Annotated in this window: 12 protein-coding genes; 11 read left to right on the top strand and 1 reads right to left on the bottom strand. The window is 69.6% G+C overall.

Annotated elements, in window-relative coordinates; genetic code table 11:
• The first annotated feature begins 52 nt into the window (after positions 1-52).
• The 9 genes from QSK05_RS01780 to QSK05_RS01740 all read left to right on the top strand — a co-directional run bounded on the left by QSK05_RS01780 (position 53) and on the right by QSK05_RS01740 (position 12649).
• A complete protein-coding gene (locus tag QSK05_RS01780) occupies positions 53-973 on the top strand; it encodes a flagellar motor switch protein FliM (RefSeq protein ID WP_285593205.1) in 921 nt (306 codons plus the stop codon).
• A gap of 143 nt (positions 974-1116) precedes the next feature.
• The gene (fliN, locus tag QSK05_RS01775; protein WP_285593204.1) at positions 1117-1923 is read left to right on the top strand and encodes a flagellar motor switch protein FliN; all 807 of its coding nucleotides are present in this window, start codon (positions 1117-1119) and stop codon (positions 1921-1923) included.
• Positions 1923-3878, top strand: a complete 1956-nt coding sequence (locus QSK05_RS01770; RefSeq protein WP_285593203.1) for a flagellar biosynthetic protein FliO — start codon at positions 1923-1925, stop codon at positions 3876-3878. The genes fliN and QSK05_RS01770 overlap by 1 nt, the downstream gene beginning before the upstream one ends.
• Positions 3879-3880: 2 nt before the next feature.
• The gene (fliP, locus tag QSK05_RS01765; protein WP_285593202.1) at positions 3881-4744 is read left to right on the top strand and encodes a flagellar type III secretion system pore protein FliP; all 864 of its coding nucleotides are present in this window, start codon (positions 3881-3883) and stop codon (positions 4742-4744) included.
• A 19-nt stretch (positions 4745-4763) separates the two neighbouring features.
• On the top strand, positions 4764-5033 hold the full coding sequence (locus tag QSK05_RS01760) for a flagellar biosynthetic protein FliQ (protein WP_285593201.1): 270 nt from the start codon (positions 4764-4766) through the stop codon (positions 5031-5033).
• A gap of 9 nt (positions 5034-5042) precedes the next feature.
• Entirely contained in the window at positions 5043-5804 is a 762-nt protein-coding gene (locus QSK05_RS01755) for a flagellar biosynthetic protein FliR (RefSeq protein WP_285593200.1), read from the top strand.
• Positions 5805-5813: 9 nt separating this feature from the next.
• Positions 5814-6983, top strand: a complete 1170-nt coding sequence (locus tag QSK05_RS01750) for an EscU/YscU/HrcU family type III secretion system export apparatus switch protein (protein WP_285593199.1) — start codon at positions 5814-5816, stop codon at positions 6981-6983.
• A 254-nt stretch (positions 6984-7237) separates the two neighbouring features.
• Complete coding sequence (locus QSK05_RS01745; protein WP_285593198.1) at positions 7238-11968, top strand: beta strand repeat-containing protein; 4731 nt, start codon at positions 7238-7240, stop codon at positions 11966-11968.
• 45 nt (positions 11969-12013) lie between these two features.
• Entirely contained in the window at positions 12014-12649 is a 636-nt protein-coding gene (locus tag QSK05_RS01740; protein WP_285593197.1) for a class E sortase, read from the top strand.
• Between the two features lie 74 nt (positions 12650-12723).
• On the opposite strand, the gene QSK05_RS01735 is transcribed toward QSK05_RS01740, so the two are convergent.
• Positions 12724-12867, bottom strand: coding sequence for a hypothetical protein (locus QSK05_RS01735; RefSeq protein WP_285593196.1), 144 nt, complete (start codon positions 12865-12867; stop codon positions 12724-12726).
• A gap of 420 nt (positions 12868-13287) precedes the next feature.
• Between QSK05_RS01735 and QSK05_RS01730 the strand changes: the two genes are divergently transcribed.
• Positions 13288-15426 carry a flagellar biosynthesis protein FlhA gene (locus QSK05_RS01730; protein ID WP_285593193.1) on the top strand — a complete coding sequence of 713 codons (2139 nt, stop codon included), beginning with the start codon at positions 13288-13290 and terminating at the stop codon, positions 15424-15426.
• On the top strand, positions 15410-21031 hold the full coding sequence (locus tag QSK05_RS01725) for a hypothetical protein (RefSeq protein WP_285593191.1): 5622 nt from the start codon (positions 15410-15412) through the stop codon (positions 21029-21031). Before QSK05_RS01730 ends, QSK05_RS01725 begins: the two co-directional genes overlap by 17 nt.
• Positions 21032-21051: the final 20 nt, after the last annotated feature.

Raw genomic sequence — 21051 nt, 5'->3', positions numbered from 1 at the left:
GACCTTCGGAGCACGCGTTAAAGGAATCCGGGGAACCCACCGATGGACTTTCGTGGGCTACTCCAATCAGGCGACCAGCACGGGCAGACGCCCACGGGCGGGTGCTCGCACCTATGACTTCCGCCGGCCGGTCAGGCTGGCCAGAGAAGATGCCCACCTGCTGAAGGTCGCGATGCAGACCTTCGGCCGGCAGGCAACCACCGTGCTGACGACGAGTCTGCGTGCGGTCAGCGTGCTCAGCCTCGTTCAGGTCGAGGAAATGAGCTACGACGAATTCCTCACCGGACTGCCCGAGGCGAGCATCTGTGCCGTGATGTCGCTGGAACCGTTGCAGGGCAAGGCATTGATGAGTCTCGACCTCAGCACACTGATGGTCATGATCGACCATCTGCTGGGTGGGCGCGGGGTGGACGAACAGCCGGAGCGCCAGCTGACCGACATCGAGCAGACGCTGATCCGGCATCTGATGGGCCGGGCGCTGCGTGAGTTCGCCTACGCGATGGAACCGATCGCGGTCACCCGCCCGCAGTTGCTCACGCTGGAGAGCAACGCCCAGTTCGTGCAGGCCGCCGCGGCCACCGACCCGGTGATCGTGGCCCGCCTGCAGCTGGTCATGGGTGAGCGGATCAACACCATGGACCTCTGCATGCCGTACGCGATGCTGCAGCCCGCGCTGGAGCAGGCCACCCGCTCGCAGGACCGCGGCGAGAAGCAGAAGCAGCGTTCCGCCGCGGCCGCCAAGACCACCCAGCGGCTCAACGATGTCGAGGTGGACGTGTCCATCCGCTTCGACCCGATCCAGATGAGCTCGTCCCAGATCGGCAGCCTGGCCGTCGGCGACGTGATCGGCCTGGGTCACCGCACGTCCAAGCCGCTGGAGGTGACCTCGGCGACGTCCACCTTCGGGTACGCGATCCCGGGCGCCTCGGGCAAGCAGCTGGCAGCGCTGATCGTCGACCCGCAGGAGCAATGACGAACCACGCACGGCCCCCGGCCTCGGGCTGAAAGCTTTTTTCAGCCGGATCACCCGGATAGCTCAATCAGCGCAGGGATGCAGCCGAGAAACAGCATGGAAGCCACCTCGAACATCTGACTCACGCATACCGAGGACCCCTCATGTCTTTCTCCGCCTCACCCCTAGTTCCTGAGCAGCGCAGTGCCGAAGCCGGCGCCGGCAACCGGGACGCCGCGGTCCAGGCCGCCATCGGGGCCGTGCGGGAAGCTCTGCCGCAGATTCCGTCCGCGTCACCGCTGACCATCGGCGATCCCGTCCACGCACCGGATCAGGCCACCCTGCCCGAACCGGCGGGGGCTGCGATCACGGCGTTCCTCTCCGGCGGGATCGAGGGCAAGGTGCTCCTGGTCGTCGGTCAGGAGCTGGTCGACGCCCTGGCCGGAACCCCTTTCGGAACACTGGAGCCCGCTCAGGCCCTGCGCCCGGCGCTCGACTCGATCGCCAGTTCGCTGGGCGGCCGGCTGGACGGCGACCCGACCGCGACCCCCGTCGAGGGATGCCTCGACGTGCTCACCGGCGGCACCGTCGTCATCCTCCCGCTGGCCGGACCGGACGGCACGACGACCGCGGTCATCGGCCTGTCCCTCACCCAGATGGCCCCGCCCGCCGCGTCGGTGCCCGCCCAGGGCGGTTCCCGATCGGCCGTGGGCACGGGCGGCAACAGCTGGGGCATCGAGATGCTGCGCGACGTCGAGATGGAGGTGACCTGCGAGCTCGGCCGGACCCGGATGTCGGTGCGCCAGCTGCTCGCGCTCGCCCCCGGCGACGTGGTGGAGCTCGATCGCCTCGCCGGCTCCCCGGCCGACCTGCTGGTCAACGGCACCTTGCTGGCCCGGGGCGAAGTCGTGGTCGTGGACGAGAGCTTCGGCCTGCGCATCACCGAGATCGTTACCCGGGACGCGACGTGATGGGCGGCGACCTGGACCTGCTGGGCCGGGTTGTCGGCGGCCTGATCGTGGTGCTGGTGTCGATCGGGCTCGTCGCCCGCATCGCCCGCCGGGCCCACGGTGAGAACGGCGGCAGCGGCCTGAAGATCGTCGAGCGCATCGGTCTCTCCCGCGAGGCCAATCTGGCCGTCATCGAGATCTCCGACCGCAAGCTGCTTCTCGGCGTCACCGCGCAAGGGGTGACCATGCTCGCCGACATCGACGGTGGGCAGGAGGGGAACGAGAGGCAGCACGAGCAGCTCGCCGAGGCGGTCGCAGCCCACTCGGCCGGATCCCGGCGTAGCCGTTCCGGCGCCCGGACATCGAGCGGGGTCACCGGTTTCATCGGGGCGAGCCTGCGCGAGCAGCTGGGTTTCGGGAAGAAAACGGTAGACGACGAACCTGCTCCGACAAGCCGCCGCTCCCGGCGGCGGGGCCGTCGCCGGGCCGGTCCGCGGGGAGTCACGGTTCCCACCGTGGTGCCCACCCGGATCCCCAGTTCTGTCAGCAGGCCGGAACACATCGACTCCCAGGAGCTGCACGAGAGCGAAGACGCCGCGGTGCAGCTGGCCGCCCTGTTCGAGCAGAACTCGACCGAGCAGAACGAGATCCAGCCGTCCGGGGCCGAGCAACCCTTCGACACCGAGCAGTACGACAACCTCGAGCGGTCCGACAACCTCGAGCAGTACGGACGGCCCGAGCCGTACGACAGTCCCGAGACGTACGACCGCTCCGAGACCTACGATCACCGCGAGACGTATGACCACCCCGAGACGTATGACAACTCCGAGACATCCGACTACCCCGAGACATCCGACTACCGCGAGACGTACGGCCACTCCGAGACGTACGCGGAGCCGGAGCCGGCCGTCAGCTACGAACATCTGAGCGAGTTCGGGCCGGGCACGCAGGCACAGCACGACACCGTGGCTCCGGTCGACTCGCTGCTCATCGACGTCCGTGACTCCGTCGACCCGCTACCAACGGTGAGCGGGACGACCGGGGAGAGCACCTCGTCCGTTGCTCTCGATCTGGACAACCCGCCCCCGCTCGCCCCGGCACCCCGGCCCTCGGGCCGCCGGGCCGCGGGACCGCCCGTCGACCTGGCCCCGCGCACCCGCGCCGAGAACCGGGCGTCACTGCGTGAGGCCCCGGCCGACGACACACCCACCCCTCTGCCGGGTGCCCTGAACGTGGACGACTACCCGGACCTGGCCACGGCACTGCGCGCAGCCGGCCGGACCGCCCCGGCGCCCCGGCCGGCCCAGATGCCCCGCCCCACTCCGGCACCCCGCCCCACTCCAGTACCCCAGCCCGCGCCGGTTTCCAGGCCGGTTTCCACACCGGTTCCGGCACCGAGGCAGGCCGCCGAGGCGAGGCCCGGAAGGCGGGCCGCCCGTAGCACGTTCGCCCCGGACTCCCCGGCCGCGCCGCTCGACGCCCAGACCCGGGCCCAGACCCCGACCGCACCCCGACCGCGTCCGAACATCGATCTCCAGGCACGTTCTCGCGCCGATGTGCGTCCCGCACGGCAGGAGACCCTGCCGGAGCGCACCGCGCGGCAGGTGGCTGAGTTCCAGGCCGAGGCCTACCCCTCGCTACGTCCCGAGCGGGCCCAGCCGCCGGCCTCGGTGCCGGCACCCACCCCGGCCCGCCGGGCCCAGTCGGTGCTGCCCGCCCAGCGGGGCCGCACCACTCAGTCCCATCGATCCACCCAGCCCGACCGGAACCAGCTGCCCGGCAGCGTTGATCGCTCCTCGGTTCCCACCCAGCAGACTCGTGCCCAGGCGCAGGGACGCGCACCCCAGGCTCCGGCCCGGCCCTCGGGCCGCCGGTCCCAGCAGCAAGACCCTCAGATCAATGGATCGGTGCTGTCGCCCAGGACGTGGCGACAGGGAGTCGACGCGCTGCGTGATATGACCGTCCGGCGGGGGTGACCATGACCGGCCATTCCCCCCGGAAGGGCCTGCGAGCTGGTCGCCGGCTGGTCGCCGGGCTGCTGTTCGGCCTGGCGATCTGCCTCCTCCAGATCGCGGGTCCGGGTCCAGCCGCGCAGGCAGCGGTGCCTTCCCAGACCTCCGCCCCCGTCTCGGCCCCGGTGGAGCCGAACAACCCGGCCGACCCGGACAATCCCACGGCCACCGACGGCAGTGACGTCACGGTGAGTGTGCCGGGACAGCGCAGCCAGGTGATCTCGATCATCCTGCTGGTGACGCTCATCGGCGTGGCCCCCTCGGTGCTGCTGCTGTGCACGTCGTTCACCAAGATCGTGGTCGTGCTGTCCCTCACCCGGCAGGCCCTGGGCACACCGTCGGTACCGCCGAACCAGGTGCTGGTCGGGCTCGCCCTGTTCCTGTCCCTGTTCATCATGGGGCCGACTGCCGACGCCATCAACGACAAGGCCATCCAGCCCTACTCCAAGGGCGACATGACCGTGACGCAGGCCTACCGGGCCGGTAGCCAGCCACTGCGCGAGTTCATGCTGAAGCACACCCGCGACGAGGAACTGGCCCTGATGACGCGGGCGGCCGACCTACCGAACCCGGTGACCCGGGAGAAGGTCGACCTCCGCACCCTGATACCGGCTTTCGTGCTCAGCGAGTTGCGCGGCGCCTTCATCATCGGGTTCGTGATCTTCATACCCTTCCTGGTCATCGACATCGTGGTCAGCGCGATCCTGATGTCGCTGGGCATGGTGATGCTGCCTCCGGCACTCGTCTCCCTCCCGTTCAAATTATTGCTTTTCGTACTCGTCGACGGCTGGTCGCTGATCGTGACCACGTTGATCGGCAGCTACCGCTAACCCGTTCGAGGAGTCCCCCATGGAAGACTCAATCATCCAGATCGTGGCGGCCGCACTGATGACCGCGACCAAGGTCGCCGGCCCGGTGCTGTTCGCCACCCTGGCCATCGGCCTGCTGCTGTCGATCGTCCAGTCGGCCACTCAGATTCAGGAACAAACACTGACTTTCGTGCCCAAGCTGGTGATCACCGCGGTGGTTCTGGTGCTCACCGGCAACTGGTGCCTGAGGACTCTGGAGGGTTTCACCCGGGAGCTCTTCAACATGGTGCCCACCCTCCTGCGCAGCTGAGAGCCTGCCGTGGACCTCACGATCGCCGAGCTGACCCTGTCGGGGTTCCTGCTCGCTCTGGGCCGCACGGTGGGATTCATGATGACCTCCCCGCCGTTCAACACCCGGGCCATTCCCTCCCAGGTCCGCGCCGCCACCGCCATCGCCCTGGCGATCCCGCTGTCCACGTGGACCATCCGTACTGCTCCCGAGCTGGGATCCGGAGCCATGATCGGGCAGATGCTGCTCCAGATGCTGCTCGGCGTGGCCCTGGGCTACTTCGTGCTCATGGCCGTGGCCGCGATCCAGGCCATCGGTGACTTCATCGACCTGGCTGGTGGTTTCAGCATCTCCCAGAGCCTCGACCCGCTGTCGATGGTGAACAGCTCGGTGATGGGCCGGCTGCACCAGCTGATGGCCATCACCCTGTTGTTCGGCGCCGACGGGCACCTGGTGATCCTGCGCGGTCTCTCGCGCACGTTCGAGATCTCACCGATGGCCCGGATGAACCTCGGTGAGATCTCCGAGGCCCTGCTGAAGATGCTCTCGACCATGTTCCTCTCGGCCGTCCAGATCACGGCGCCGATCCTGGCCGCCCTGCTGATCGCGGACATCGCCCTCGGCCTGCTCACCCGCGCCGCCCCCGCCCTGAACGCGTTCGCCCTGGCCTTCCCGCTGAAGATCGTGCTCAGCCTCTTCCTGATCGGCCTCATCCTGGTGCAGATCCCGGGCGCCCTGGAACGCTTCGTCAACACCGCCGGGGTGACCATGGTCCGGCTGGTCGGGGGGTGAGGGTGATCCATGGCCGGTGACAAGGACGGCAAGACCGAGAAGCCGACACAGAAGAAGATCAAAGACGCCCGCAAGGACGGCCAGTTCCCCCGCTCCCAGGACTTCGGCACCTGGGCGTCGATCGCCGTGGCGATCTCGCTGATTCCCCTCAGCGTGCACCTGACCAATGAGCGCCTGCGCGTGATGCTCTCGAAACTACCTGCCATCGTCAACGATCCGAGCGTCCCCCGGGCCTTGCAGGTCATGAACGACATCCCGATGACCGTGATGATCGGTGCGGCGCCGATGGTGCTGGCCTCGATGCTCGCAGGCACCATCGCCATGGCGGCCCAGGGTGTCTACCCCTCGTCCAAGGCGATGAAGCCGAAGTTCAGCCGGATGAACCCGTTGCAGGGCATCAAGCGGATGTTCGGTCTGCGCGCGGCCTGGGAGGCGCTGAAGGCTCTGCTCAAGGTGGCCGTGCTCGCCTTCGTCGTATACATGACGGGCAAGAACCTGATCCCGGAACTCGTCGGTTCAGGCACGCTTCCGCTCCTGGCAACGGTGGAGCGCACCAGTGCCGGCATCCGTTCGATGGTCTACGCCGCGGCTGCCGCGGGACTGGTGCTGGCCCTGGCCGACTACAGCTATCAGCGCCATGAGGTCATGAAGCAACTCATGATGACGCCCAAGGAGATCAAGGACGAGTACAAGCAGCAGGAGGGCGACCCGATGCTGAAGGGCGCCATCCGGCAGAAGCAGATGGCCATGGCCCGCAACCGGATGATGGCCGATGTTCCCACTGCCAACGTCATTCTGACGAACCCGACACACCTGTCGATCGCCCTGCGGTACGAGGCGGGCAAGGGCGCCCCCAAGGTGGTGGCGAAAGGTTCCGGCACCGTGGCGATGGCGATCCGGGAGATCGCCCGGGAGAACCGCGTCCCCATTGTGGAGGACAAGCCATTGGCCAGAGCCCTTTTCCGGGTCTGTGAGGTCGGCGAGGAGATTCCCGCCGAGCTCTACATGGCCGTCGCCCGGATCCTCGCTTTCGTGATGCAGGCGGGCAAGCCGGGGCGCAATGCCGGAACCCGGAAACCACCTACTCTCACGCCGGTTCCGGAAGTTCTGCCCAGCCGTTCAGAGCTCAGCTCCCGTCGGCGGCGTGAAATCAGCGAAGCCCGACATCGGGCGCGCTGACCACTTCCACCCGCCAAAATCGGTCACCGAGGAGCAAATTCGGTCAGTCATCCAGAGATCTTTCAGGACACGCCGAACGGAATCCCAAGTCTGTAATTACACCACTACCTAGAGTCGCGGATCGACCGGATCGCAATGGATCCTGGCAATCAGGTAGCGGGGGCGCCTCCATGCGTGTCTTGACACGGACCAGCACGAACCCGGGCGGGGGGTCATTTTCACCTGGCCGTGCCCGTTTCCGGCACAGACGAGGGGTGGCGCAGGTCGTCGCGGGTCTCCTCGTCGCCGGCGGAGGGCTGCCCCTGGCCGCAGCCACGGCTTCGGCAACACCCCTGACGACCGGCCCGACCGTGTCCACGGCCCCGGCCGCTTCCCCGCACTCGGCGGAGGGGAAGCCGACGAAGCACAAGAAGAAGATCGGGCCGAAGAATTTCGCGGCGGCCGCCGACGGTTCGACCGCTGCGTCGTCCTACGGCCTCTACGCCAACGTCCGGCTCCTGGGGGCCGCCGCGATCGGCACCGAGCAGACGCCGAAGGCCGACTGGCCGGGCGGTCCCGCGACCGCGACCACCGCGAGCGTCGGGGTTCCCGGCCTCCTCAGCAGTGGCACGGCCACCGTGGCCGCCCATGGTGACGACCTGAAAGACACCGCGCACGCGACCTCCGCGGTCGACGGCCTCGGTCTGGGCACCGTGCTGGGCCTCCAGGGAGTATCCGCCGACCTGATCTCGTCGCAGTGCACCGGTGACGCCTCCGGAGTGACCGCCACCTCCACCGTCACCGGGCTGAAGCTCTCCGGCGTTCTCAACGCGACGCCCGACCAGCCGGCCGCGAACACCGTGATCAACGTGGCCAACCTGGGCACGCTGACGCTGAACGAGCAGATCCGGACCACGACCGGCGGCAAGACCAAGCTGGTCACCAACGCCCTTCACCTGAAGCTCGGCGGCAACGGCGGCCTGCTGGACGCCGTCGGCGCCGGTGACGTGATCGCCGGCCACACCGAGTGCTCCACCACCAACGCCCTCGTGCCCACGGTCAGTGGGCTCGCCCCGGCCACCGGGCCGACCACCGGCGGCACCAGCGTCGTCATCACCGGCTCGAACTTCCGCGGCGCGTCCAAGGTCGAGTTCGACGGGATCTCCGCCAGCTACTCGATCGACAGCACCACGCAGATCACGGCGACCGCCCCCGCTCACGCGGCCGGTGCGGCGAACGTGGTCGTGACGACCCCCACGCCGGGCGGCGCGAGCACCGGGACGAACACCTTCGCCTACGTCGGCGCCCCGACGGTGACCAATGTGGCTCCCTCGGGCGGTTCGCCGGGCGGGGGCACGTCGGTGACCATCACCGGCACTGGCTTCAGCGGAGCCGGGGTGGGAACCCCGACCGTGAAGTTCGGTGCCGCGAACGCCACCAACGTGACGGTCAACAGCCCGACCTCGATCACGGCCACCGCACCGGCCGGAACGGGCACCGTGTTCGTCACGGTCGCCAACAACGGGGGGACGTCGGCGGCGAGTGCCGCCACCGCCTACACCTACCAGGACGCCCTGGGCCTGAGCAGCATCAGCCCGACCACCGGGCCGATCACCGGCGGCACGACGATCACCGCCACCGGCACCGGGTTCACCACCGACTCGCAGATCACCGTCGACGGCAACGCGGTGGCGACAACCTACGTCAGCGCCACGAAGCTGACCGCGGTCACGCCCGCGACGACGACGGCCGGCGGCGTGCCGGTCACGGTCAAGCGCGGTTCCGACACCTCGGCCCCCCAGACCTTCACCTACCAGGCCGTCCCGGTCGTCACCGCGATGACCCCGGTGACCGGCACGACAGCGGGCGGCACCGCGGTAACCATCACCGGCACCGAGCTGGACGCCGTCACCGAGGTCCGGGTCGACGGCGCGGCCGTCACCGGCCCGACCATCGGGGCCACGAACATCACCTTCAGCACCCCGGCCCACGCCGCCGGGTCCGTGGCGGTGACGCTGATCAGCCCGAGTGGAACCACTCCGGCCGGAACCTTCCTCTTCGCCGACCCCGCCCCGGTGGTCCCGGTGCCGGGTGTCGTCGCCATCACCTCGGTCAGCCCGAACAGCGGGCCGATCGCCGGGAACGACACCGTGACGGTGCAGGGCCTCTTCGTGACCCTGACCGGCACCACGGTCAAGTTCGGCGCCAACAACGCCACGGTGGTCGGGACCCCGACGCTGACCTCGATCACGGTCACCACCCCGCCCGGGGACGCCCCGGGCGTCGTGCCGGTGACCGTCACCACCGCCGGTGGGACGAGCCTCGTCAGTCTGGACAGTACGTACACCTACGTCGCGGCGACGCCCACGATCGGGAACCTCACCCCCGACAACGGCCCGGCCACCGGTGGCACGACGGTGACGGTGAACGGCACCAACTTCACCTCGTCGTCCGTCGCCTACTGGGGTACCACCGCACTGACCACGGAGTACGTGAGCCCCACGGTTCTGCGGGTCACCACCCCGCCCGGTTCGGCCGGCCCGATCGCGGTGACGGTCAAGACCGGGTCGGTGACCAGTACGAGCACCAACTTCACCTACAACCCGGTTCCGACGACCACCGGCATCAGCCCGATCACCGGACCGGTGAGCGGCGGTACCGAGGTGACGGTGACCGGCAGCAACTTCGACCTGATCACGTCGGTCCAGGTCGGCACCAAGACGGTGAACCCGAAGGGCAGCAGCACGGCCTCGTCGCTGAAGTTCGACTCCCCGTCGAACGACGCCGGCGCCTACACCGTGACCCTCTCGGGCCCGGGCGGTACCTCGCTCACCGCGGGCACGTTCGTCTACACGCCGAACCCGGCCGGCCCGGCCACGGTCGTGCCGTCCAGCGGCCCCCTCCCGGGTGGCAACCAGGTCACCATCACCGGTACCGGGTTCAGCTCGCTCCTGGCGCTGACCGTCGGCGCCAACGTCATCACCAACTACACCGTCACCGGTGACACCCAGATCACCTTCACCATGCCGGCCGGCCTGACCACGGGCACGGTCCCGATCATCATCGCCACGGCGGGTGGCATCGTCACGCTGAACTACTCCTACGTTGCCTTCGACGCCAACATCACCGGGGTCGCACCGATTTCCGGTCCGGTCACCGGCGGCACGGTCGTGACGATCACCGGTACCGGGTTCACCGGGGCCACCGGGATCCGCTTCGGCGGTACGGCGGGTACAGCCTTCAGCGTGAACGGCGCCGGCACCCAGATCACCGTGACCACGCCGCAGCACGCGGCCGGTCTGGTGAACGTGGTCGTCGTCGGTGCGGGCAACATCGAGAGCGCCAACACCGGCCTGTACACCTACCTCCCGGTGAACGTGGCGCCGACGGTCACCGCCCTGACGCCGAGCGTCGGGCCGGTCGACGGCGGCACCCAGGTGACGATCTACGGCACCGGGCTCCTCACCACCACCGGTGTCAGCTTCGGTGGCAGTGCGGCCACGAACGTCACGGTGATCAACAGCACCACGATCCTCGCGACCTCACCGCAGCACGCGGCCGGCACGGTCAGCGTCATCGTGACCTCACCGCTGGGTAGCAGCACCGGGGCCAGTGCCTCCGACTTCACCTACGTGGCCGCGAACAGCGTGCCGGTGGTCGACAGCATGACGCCGCGCAGCGGCCCGACCGCCGGTGGAACCACCGTGGTGTTCCGGGGTCTCGGAATGCAGAACGTGAACCGGGTGACGTTCGACGGGGTCGAGGGCCTGGACCTCACACTCGTCAGCAGCACCACGCTGTCGGTGAAGACACCGGCCCACACGGCCGGGGGGATCGCCGTGCTCCTGCGGAACCCGCAGGGCACCAGCAGCTCCTACCTGTTCACCTACGTGCCGCGCACCGGGTTGCCGACTGTGCAGGGGCTGACACCGAACGTCGGGCCGGTGACCGGTGGCACCCGGGTCACGATCAGCGGGACCGGGTTCGACAGCTCCACCACCGTCACCTTCGACGGGGTGCAGGGCACCGACCTGACGCTCGGTGCTGACGTGGACGACCCCTCGGTCGGACCCGAGAAGGTTTCCCGGAAGGCTTCCACGCAGAACGGCCTGGGGCGCGCGACCCGGGACAACGACACCAGGGCCCGGGCTTACCGGCCGATGTCGGCCGGCCAGGCGCTGAGCCGGTGGAAGGCAGCGACCTCGAACGTGCTGACGGTGTCCACGCCGCCGCACGCCGGTGGGCCCACCACGGTGACCGTGACGAACTCGGCGGGCTCGACGAGCTTCGTGGAGGCGTTCACCTTCATCCCGGTGCTCGCCGCGACGGTGACGATCCGGACCGATGTGGTGCTCGGTGCCAGTAAGGCGATCGCACCGCGCGGCCCGGATTACTCGGGCCTCGAGGTGACCGCCTGCTCCACCCCGGACGGGCTCGGCTCCACGAAGATCTCGGACAGCGGTAAGAGCTGTGTCTACACGGCTGCCGACGAACTCGGCGACGACTCCTTCGTGATGTCGGTGATCGACGACCTCGGCCAGACCTCGGAGCAGACCGTCGAGGTGTCGGTCGTCGAGGCGGGCGGCACCGGCGGCGGGGGAGGCGGCGGCAACGACACCGGTGACGGTGACGGTGACGGCAGTGGCAGTGGCTCCGGCGGTGGGGGCGGCAACAACACCGGTGACGGTGATGGCAGCAGCACCGGCGGGAGCGGCGGCAACGACACCGGGGGCGGCCTGGCCTTCACTGGCACCCCGGTGCTGCTCATCCCGGGCCTGGCCCTGGGCCTGCTGCTGATGCTGCTCGGCACCGGCCTGCTCGGCGCCGAGCGCCTGCGGATGCGCCGGACCGCCAGCTCCTGGCAGCCGGGTTCCGACGACTACGACGACTACGACTACGACGAGGACGGGCGGCCGCTGATGCCGGCCGGTCCGGTCGGCGGTGGTTTCGACCCGCAGCGCGAGGACGACGAGACCCAGTTCCACGTCCCTGACGACGTGGCGTAACCAGCCGCGTACCGAAAGAACTGGAAGGATGCAGGAGTGACATCGATGGGGCGGACCCGCGGCTCGGGGGTCCGCCTCATCGGTTTTGTGGCCCTGGCAGTCGGCGTGATGCTGACCGCCGGCGTCGGTGGCGGCTGGTGGTGGACCAACTGGAAGGCCCGCACCACCGCGCACGGTCTGGCCGACCGCGCGACCCAGGCCTGGACGTCTCCGGTCGGGAAGGGACCCGAGACCGTCCTGATCCCGAAGGGGGTGGCCGGCCCGGTGGTCGCCGTGGTCCGTATCCCCCGACTGGGCCAGGACTGGCGGATGCCGGTGGAACTCGGTACCGGGACCGACATTCTGCGGCAAGGGCTGGGCCTGTACGAGGGCAGTCCGCAGCCGGGACGGCGGGGCAACGTCGGCATCGCCGGGCACCGCACCACCTGGGGTGCGCCGTTCCGGCGCATCAACGAGCTCCGGCCCGGCGACGTGATTCAGGTCTGGACGGCGCGCGGAAGGTTCGACTACTCGGTGGTCAGCGAGGGGGTGACCGATCCGGCGGACATCTCGGTCGTCCAGCAGAAGACGGCCGAGGGCCGCGCCTGGCTCACCCTGACCACCTGTCACCCCGAGTTCTCCGCCGCCGAGCGGCTCTACGTGCACGCCCAGCTGGTCCGCAGCCTCCCCGCCCGAACGTGAGTTCCCGAAGACGCGGCTGCGGCCCGGATCTCGACAACGAGATACGGGCCGCAGACGGTTTGTAGCCGGGGGGATCAGCTGACGGTCGACTCCACCGCGGTCGAGGGGAGATCAGCCGGAGCGCTCCGCTTGTAGAGGCCGTTCTCAGCCTTGGCGAGGCCGATCATCAGCAGGGTGAACACGGGGAAGACAGCGATCACGGCAATAACAACAGACATTCGAGACCTCCGCCGAGGCGGTGCTAAAAGTGCTGGAACGATTACGGATACGGACATCATTCACCTACGCGCACGCACACGTCGTCGGGTGCGGAGGCTGGAACAGGTGTCTGGTGTCAGGCCGCCGAGCAGAGTCTATTTTGCTCCGCTTCGACAGTGATAGGAGCCACTTCACCATAAAATACGCCGCATTTCACGCTCGGCACGTCAGGTGGTCCGACCGGGCAGGGCCGCCCCGCAAAGACTTTGACAGCCAGTAGACGGTAGGCAACCCAGGGGTGATGCCCGGCTCCGGGATCGGGCCGGATATCCCCCGGATGGCAGAACGCCGCGCCCGACTCAAGTCCCACCCGTGCTCCGCCGATGTGAGCAACAGCCACGGATGGCGTAACCGCGGGGCCAAGGGATTCACCCTCATGCGTGAGTGAGGCGCCCGCCCTCACACAGATCCAACCTGCCCTGCTGTCGGAGGTCGCCGCCGTGCCGTCCAACCGGATGACCCGTATCGCCGTACCCATAGCGATCGTGCTCGTCGTCCTCATGATGGTCGTGCCGCTGCCGGCCGCCCTCCTGGACATCCTGATCGCCCTGAACATCGGCATCAGCCTGATCGTTCTGCTGGTCTCGCTGCAGGTGCAGCGCGTTCTCGACTTCGCGGTCTTCCCGACCATCGTGCTGGTGGCCACCATCTTCCGGCTGGCCCTGAACGTCAGCTCGACCCGGCTGGTGCTGCGCGACGGTTTCGCCGGGCACGTGATCGAAGCGTTCGGCCACATCGTGATCGGGGCCAACCTGATCATCGGTCTGGTCATCTTCGCGATCCTGATCATCATCCAGCTGACCGTTGTCACCAGCGGTGCCTCCCGCGTCGCCGAGGTCGGGGCCCGCTTCACCCTCGACGCCATGCCGGGCAAGCAGATGGCGATCGACGCCGACCTGAACTCCGGCCTGATCGACGAGGACACGGCCCGCCAGCGACGCAAGGACGTCGCCGCCGAGGCCGACTTCTACGGCGCCATGGACGGTGGCACGAAGTTCGTCAAGGGCGACGCGATGGCCGCGGTCATCATCACCCTGGTCAACCTGGTCGGTGGTTTCGCGATCGGGATGCTGCAGAACGGCCTCAGCGCCAGTGAGTCGATCCAGAAGTACGCCCTCCTCAGCGTCGGTGACGGGCTGGTCTCGCAGATTCCCGCGCTGCTGATGTCGGTGGCGACCGGTGTGATCGTGACCCGCTCGACCGGCGCCGGCGACGTCGGCAGCGACCTCATCCAGCAGCTCGGACGCCACCGTCAGGCCCTGATGATCGGCGCCGGTTCGCTGCTGGCTCTCTGCCTGGTCCCGGGCATGCCCAAGATCCCGTTCCTGATCGTCGGCGGGCTGGTGCTCTTCGTGGCCTACCGCTCCACCGACGCCCACGGCGACGACATGGCGGCCGAGGCCGCCGCCGCCAGCGGCGCGATCGCGATGCCGTCCGGCCAGGTTCCGCTGCCGGCCGGTGGCGGAACCGGCGACCCGGTCACCGACTCGCTCCGCGTCGACCCCCTCGAACTCCTGCTCTCCCCCGACGCCGTCGACCTGGTGGACGCCGCCCGCGGTGGCGACCTGCTCGACCGGGTGCGGGCCCTGCGCCGCAAGACCGCCCTGGACCTGGGCCTGGTGCTGCCCCCGGTGCGGACCCGGGACGGCGCGATGCTGGCACCCGGCACCTACGAGATCCGGATCGGCGGCAGCAGCGTGGCCACCGGCGAGGCCCCGCCCGGGCACCTGCTGGCGATCGGCGACTCGATGGACAGCCTGCCCGGCCGTCACACCACCGAACCGGTGTTCGGTCTCCCCGCCGTCTGGGTACCGATCGAGTACCGTGCCTCGGCCGAGCTGGCCGGCGCCACGATCGTGGAGCGCGCCGCCGTCGTCACCACCCACCTCGCCGAGATGGTGCGCCAGAACGCGTCCCGTCTTCTCAGTCTGGACGACACCCGCGACCTGCTCGAGGTGCTCAAGAACGACCGGCCGGCCGCGGTCGAGGAACTCGTGCCCAGCGTGCTGCCGCTCGCGGCGGTGCAGCGTCTGCTGCAGGGACTGCTGGACGAGCAGGTCTCGATCCGCGACCTCGGACGGGTCCTGGAGGGTGTGGGCCAGCGGGCCCGCTCCACCAGCGATCCGGACGCCCTGCTGGAGGCCGCCCGGGCCGCTCTCGGCCCGGCCCTCGCCGCGCACTACGTGCGGGACGGGGTACTGCGCGCCATCACCCTCGAACCCGCCGTCGAGACCCAGATCGGCGAGGCGCTGAGGGCCGGTGAGCAGGGAGTGGTCATCGCTCTCGACCCGGTCCAGGCACAACGCCTGGTCTCGGACATCTCTGCCCTCCAGACCACTGCTGAACAGCGTGGTGAGCTGCCGGTTCTCCTCATATCCGGACCTCTGCGGCTGCCGATGCGGCGACTGCTGCGTGGATCGCTGCCCCAGTTGCCCGTCATTGCCTTCACCGAGGCGACCGGCATTCACCAGATCGAGACCGTCGGACAGGTGAGTAGTAGTCATGAATTTGCTGCTTGAAGGTGACGACCTCGAGGCGCTGCTCATGCAGGCACGTCACGAGGGTGGTCCGTTCGCCCGCATCGTCCGGGCCGAGAAGGTGCGCCGCGGTGGCGTCCTCGGATTCTTCGCCAAAGAGGGCTTCGAGGTCGCCGTCGAGGTGCCCGGTGACGGGCTCGACGACGAAGAGCTCGCGCTGCCCGCCGTTCCCCTGCACCAGGAGCGCTCCGGTTACCGCGACCTGATCACCCTGGCCCGCCAGGCCGGGTCGCAGGCCAGGTCGCAGGACGAGTCGACCGAGGACGCCGCTGTACTGGCCATGGCCCGGCAGGCCGCGTTCGAGGCGGCCATGGCCTCGGACGAGCGCATGCCGGTCCTGGGCCTCGGTGTTCCCCGGAGTGGCCGGGGTCCGTCGTTCGACCCCTACGGGCAGGAAGAGGTTCGCGAGACGCTCGATCTGGCGGAGATTCTCGGTCATGGCGGATACCCCGCCGGGCGGGCCCCGAGCAGTGGACGATCGCACGAGCGCCGGGTGCCGACGGGCCGGGGTCTGCCGCTCTCCCGTTCGGCAACACCGGCAGCACCGACAGCACCGGCAGACCCGGGCGAATTCGCCGGGGACGAGGCCGAGTGGGACGACTGGGAAGAGGACATCGCGGCTGCGGAGTCCCAGCCGGACGAGGTGGATCGGGAGGCCGAGCGCCGGGAGATCGAGCGTCTCGAGGCGCAGGAGCAGGAGATCGAGGAGCGCGCGGCCCGCATCGCCGCCCGGGCCGAGGAGATCCACGTCCAGCGGGCGGCCAAGGCGGCCCGCAAGGCCAGGGCCAAGGCGGCCAAGGCGGCTGCGCGTCGGCGTACGGCCGCGACGAAGGCGGAACACCCGACCGGCGCGGAGACGGGGAGCGATGTCGCGGCGGCCACCACCGGGGCCGGTCCATCTGCCGTCGTGGCCGGCCACAACGCCCCTTCACCGTGCACCGCCGAGGGCCACACCTCCGTCGACGTGACCACCCCGCCCGCCGGTATTCGCACCGAGGTGACCGACGCCGGTGGGAGGACATCCGCGTCCACCCTGGGCCGCACCGCCCCCGTCGACCTGACCGTGACGACAGTTGCGCAGCAGATCGAGATCCCGGAAAGCCTGACGGTGGAGACCCGGGGCGGCGACGACCTGGACTTCAGCCAGTTGCGGCCGGCCTGGGCCCGTCCGCGAGGCACGACGCCCCCGGCCTCGGACCGGTCGGCGCCGACCTCAGACCTGACGCTGCCGGCGAGCAAGGGCCTCTCGCGCCGGGCCGCGCTTCCCGGTTCCCTGATGACGGACTCCCGGCCGGGCATCCGGGTGGAGATGACAGATCAGCCGCCGTCCGGGGGACAGCCTGCGCAGACCGGCGGTGCGCTACCCCTCAACACGGGCAGTGTTCCTTCCGATCCATCGACGGTGAGGGAAATCCCGAAGCTTCTTCCGCTTCCACCTCGGGCCCGCTCCGGCGGCTCCGGGTCGGGTGGTGCGGACGACCCGGCACGGGCACCCTCCGACCCCCCGAAGCACGCTGCCGCACCGGACGAGGCCGAGGCCCGCGCCGGGACGGCCACACCGGACGTCCCGGTTCCGGGTCTGGCTCCGGCAGTGTCCCCGGTCGCCTCGGCACTCCCGGGATCACCAGACCCGGAGGCCGAACTTCTGGCGAAATGGGCGGATCCGACCGGACCGGCGCTGGCCCCTGAGTTCAGCACGCCCACGCCACCGGTAGTCCCCACGCCCGATGACGCGGCCGCACAGTGGGCCGGGACCCCGGCCCTGGCGCCGGCCACACCGGCGCTCAAGCCCGCCGTCGAGCGGGACAGCCCATTGACCGCTCCCGAACCGACGGCGGCATCGCCCTGGGCCGAGACCTCTCCGGCAACTCCTGTCCTGGCGGAGACCCCCACGCTCATCGGAGGATGGGGCGAGCCGGCCGGCGGGGGCGAAGATGCCCAAGCCCAGCGGTGGGCCGCCCCGGCCCTCGGCGCGGCTACCGGTGCCGGTGCCGGTGCCGGTGCCAGCGCCGGTGGTGGTGGCCCGGTCGCGTCGATCCCCGCCCAGCCGGGCTCGCCGGAGGCGGTCACACCGCAGTTCGCGGCTCCCGCTCCTGCGCCCGAGGCGACTCCGTTCAGCCCGTCAGCTCAGCAGTTCGGTTCGGACGCTGCACAGTTCGGTCAGTTCGGGGCCCCGGCCGAGCCGCAGACGCCGCAGTTCGGTTCGCAGCCGTCCGAAGAGCAGAGCCAGCAGTTCAGTGGCCCCTCGCCGTTCGGGGCATCACTGTCGTTCGGTCAGCCGACGCCGGAATCCGGTCAGACTCAGCAGTTCGGTGAACTGGCCCAGCAGTCCTCATTCAGCCAACCGGGCCAGCAGTTCGGCCAGGCGGCCCAGGAATCCCCGTTCAGCCAGCCCGGCCAGCAGTTCGGCCAGGCGGCCCAGGAATCCCCGTTCAGCCAGCCCGGCCAGCAGTTCGGCCAGGCGGCCCAGGAATCCGGCCAGCAGTTCGGGACGCCGCCCCCGGCGTTCACGCCGCAAGCCCCGGCCACCGGGTCCGACCAGTCTGCCGACACGGCTGCGCCGACGACGGCCACTCTCGGCGCCGGGCCGGATCTGTCCGACCTTCCCGCGACCGCTCCCCGGGCGACAACCGTTCTGCCCAAGGGAAAGTCACGACGTTCGAAGAAGAACGAGCCCACTGCGCGAAAGACGCCGGAAGCCACCTCCATGTCTGCTCCCTCTTTTCGAGTCACCCCCTCCGCGCCGACGCCGAGCGCCCTTTCATCGCCGAGCCCGGCAACGGCACCGGGATCGACCGCGCCGACGGACGCCACGTCCGCCGAGACCATGACCGACGACAGTGGCCGGCACCGCCCGCGCCGCGACCGCAGCCACGCGCGGCACACCGGCCCGGGTACTGACCCGACGCTGGGCACGCCGGCCGACGGCACCGTGGCCCCCGCGCCGGTCAGCGCCGCTCGCACTGCCCCTACTGAGGCCGCGATGAGCTCCGGCATCAAGGTTTTCGGTATCCGACTGGGCGGGCGCAAGAAGGCCAAGACTAAGGACGAGCCCCAGGAAGAGATCCAGAAGGAGACCGCCGCCCCGGTCGCCCCGATTCCGATGGCTCCGGCCGTGCCGACCCCGCGGATGGAATCCTCCACCGGGGCCGCCCTCAACGATCCTCCCGCCTGGGAGATCATGGCAGCCCGGGCCAGCGCGGCCGCGGCCGCGGGTGAACTCGCGGCCGCGCACTCCGTACTGACCGCCCAGAAGACCGCCACCGATCAGAATCCCTCGGCACAGGCAACTTCCGGATCAGTCCCGGCCTCCGGCACCCCGGACATGAGCGCCCAGCCCATCGTCCCCGCCCAGCCGAGCGCCCCCAGCGCGGAGACGGACACGATCTCGACCTGGGCCACCACCCCGGCCAACACCAGCCCGGAATGGCCCGCCCCCGCGGCCCCCGCGCCAGGAACACCCGATGAGGGCCCCACGTCGAGCTGGGCCTCCCCCGCCGAGGCCACGGCGGCCTGGGCCGTTCCGGCCCCGGAAGCCACCACCTCCGAAACCCCAACAACGGACGCGCCCAAGGACGCGGTCACGAACCCCACCCCGGGTTCGATGCCAGATTCGGTCCCGGTTTCGGTAGAGAGTTCGGTGCCGGGTTCAGAGCCGACTCCGGTGCCGGGGTCAGCGCTGGGATCGGTGGAAAGTTCAGTCCCAGGTCTGGCACCCGGATCAGTACCGGGATCGGTAGAAAGTCCGGTCCCAGGCCTGGCACCCGGATCAGTACCGGGATCGGCGGAAAGTCCGGTCCCAGGCCTGGCGCCGGGTTCGGTGAAGAGCTCGAGCCCGGGTCTGGTATCGGGTTCAGCGCCGGGTTCGGTCACCGGATCCGCACCGAGCTCGACGGCCGCCCCGCTGACCGGATCGTCGGGTGGTTCGAACCTGAGTGCACCGGCCGATTCACCGTTCGGGTCACCGGCCGGACCGGCCACTGGGGCGGTCACACCGACGGCAGCCGACCCGCTGTCCGAGGTGGCGACCTCCTCGATGCCGGATTCGGCCGCCGGCCTGGCCGCGGACTCCGGATCCAGCTCGGTCCCGGGCATTGCGGCCTCACCGTTCGGCTCGGACCCGCTTCCCGCTGCCGGCTCACCGTCCGACGCGATGCCCAGCACCACGACGGACTCGCCGTTCAGTTCTCCCTTCGGTTCGGTCACCGGCGCGGCCACCGAGCCGACGACGGAAACCACCACCCCTTCGGCAACCAACGCACCGGCCAGCACACCCTCGCCCTTCAGCTCACCCTTCAGCTCACCCTTCGACTCGCCTTTCGGTTCCACCAGCAGTGCAGCACCCGAGCCGGCGACAGAAACCACCACCCCTTCGGCCGCCGAGTCGGCGTCCGACTCGCTGCCGGGCTCGTTTCCCGGGATCACTGCAGTTCCGGAACAATCCGCAGGGCAAATAGTTTCGGCCGGTTCGACGGAGCCGATCACGATGCCGATCCCGATCACTCCGGCTCCCGAAGCGTTCTCGCCCGAGAAGACCCCCTTCACCGAAGGTGCTCCCTCGACCGACGCTGCCCTGCCGACCGACGCTGCCCTGTCCGGCGACGCTGCTCTGTCCGCCATCAAATGGTCCACACCGCCCGAGCCGTTGCCCGGCATCACCGCACAACCGCCCGCCGACGATCCCGGACCGGACTCGGCGCCCTCTCCCACCGCTAGTTTCGGTTCTATCCCGATCCAGTTGTCCGCACCGGCCGATTCTCTGAGCGACCCCCTGACCGCCCCCTGGACACCGGACCTGGACACCACCGACTGGAGCGCGTCCTCTGTCTGGTCCACCCAGCCGGAGATCAACTGGGCCGGTGAGGACGGGGCGACCACGGCGTCCCCGATGTCCCCGATGTCCGAGAAACCGGCCGCACCTGAGAGCACCGAACAGACCACCGAACAGGCCACCGCCGCCGTGGCCCTGGCCGCCGACCGGACGGCCTTGGGCAACCTCGGAGTGCCGCCGGAATGGGCTGCGAATCTTCAGTCCGGTGACCGGTTCATGGCCGTCGTGCAGATGCTCGGCTCGATGCCCGAACCGACGATCCCGGACGATGTCGGGGTGATCGCGGTGGTGGGCCCCTCTGATGTCGTCGGGCTCGAGGCCGCCCGCACCGCACTGGATCTGCCGCACAACGGACAACCACGGAAGGTGGTCACCGTTCCGCACGAGGTGGGTCCGGATCGGATCGGCGCCATGGATCTGGTGTCCATCACCCGTCCGGTGGTGGTCAGTGTCCCGGTCGACGGCGACCGCACGGAAGATGCCGGCAAGGTCCGTAAGGTCCTGCAGACCGTGGGAGCTGAGGCAGTGATCGCAGTACTCGACGGATCCCGGTCGCTGGAGGAGAACCAGCGCTGGGTGAGGTATCTGGGCAAGGTCGACGCGGTGGCGCTGGACGGTGCCCTTGATTCCGGGGAGCCGGCGTCGGTGCTGCAGCTCGGTCTGCCGGTGGTCCGGATCGACGGGATCGGCGTGGACCGGGTCGGCTGGGCCGCCCTGCTCTGCACCCAGCTGGCCATGGGTGGCGCGGACTCGTGACGACGACTCCTCCGGAGGCC

The sequence above is a fragment of the Kineosporia sp. NBRC 101731 genome, assembly GCF_030269305.1.
Lineage (GTDB): Bacteria > Actinomycetota > Actinomycetes > Actinomycetales > Kineosporiaceae > Kineosporia.
This window is presented reverse-complemented; position numbering and strand designations above follow the sequence as displayed.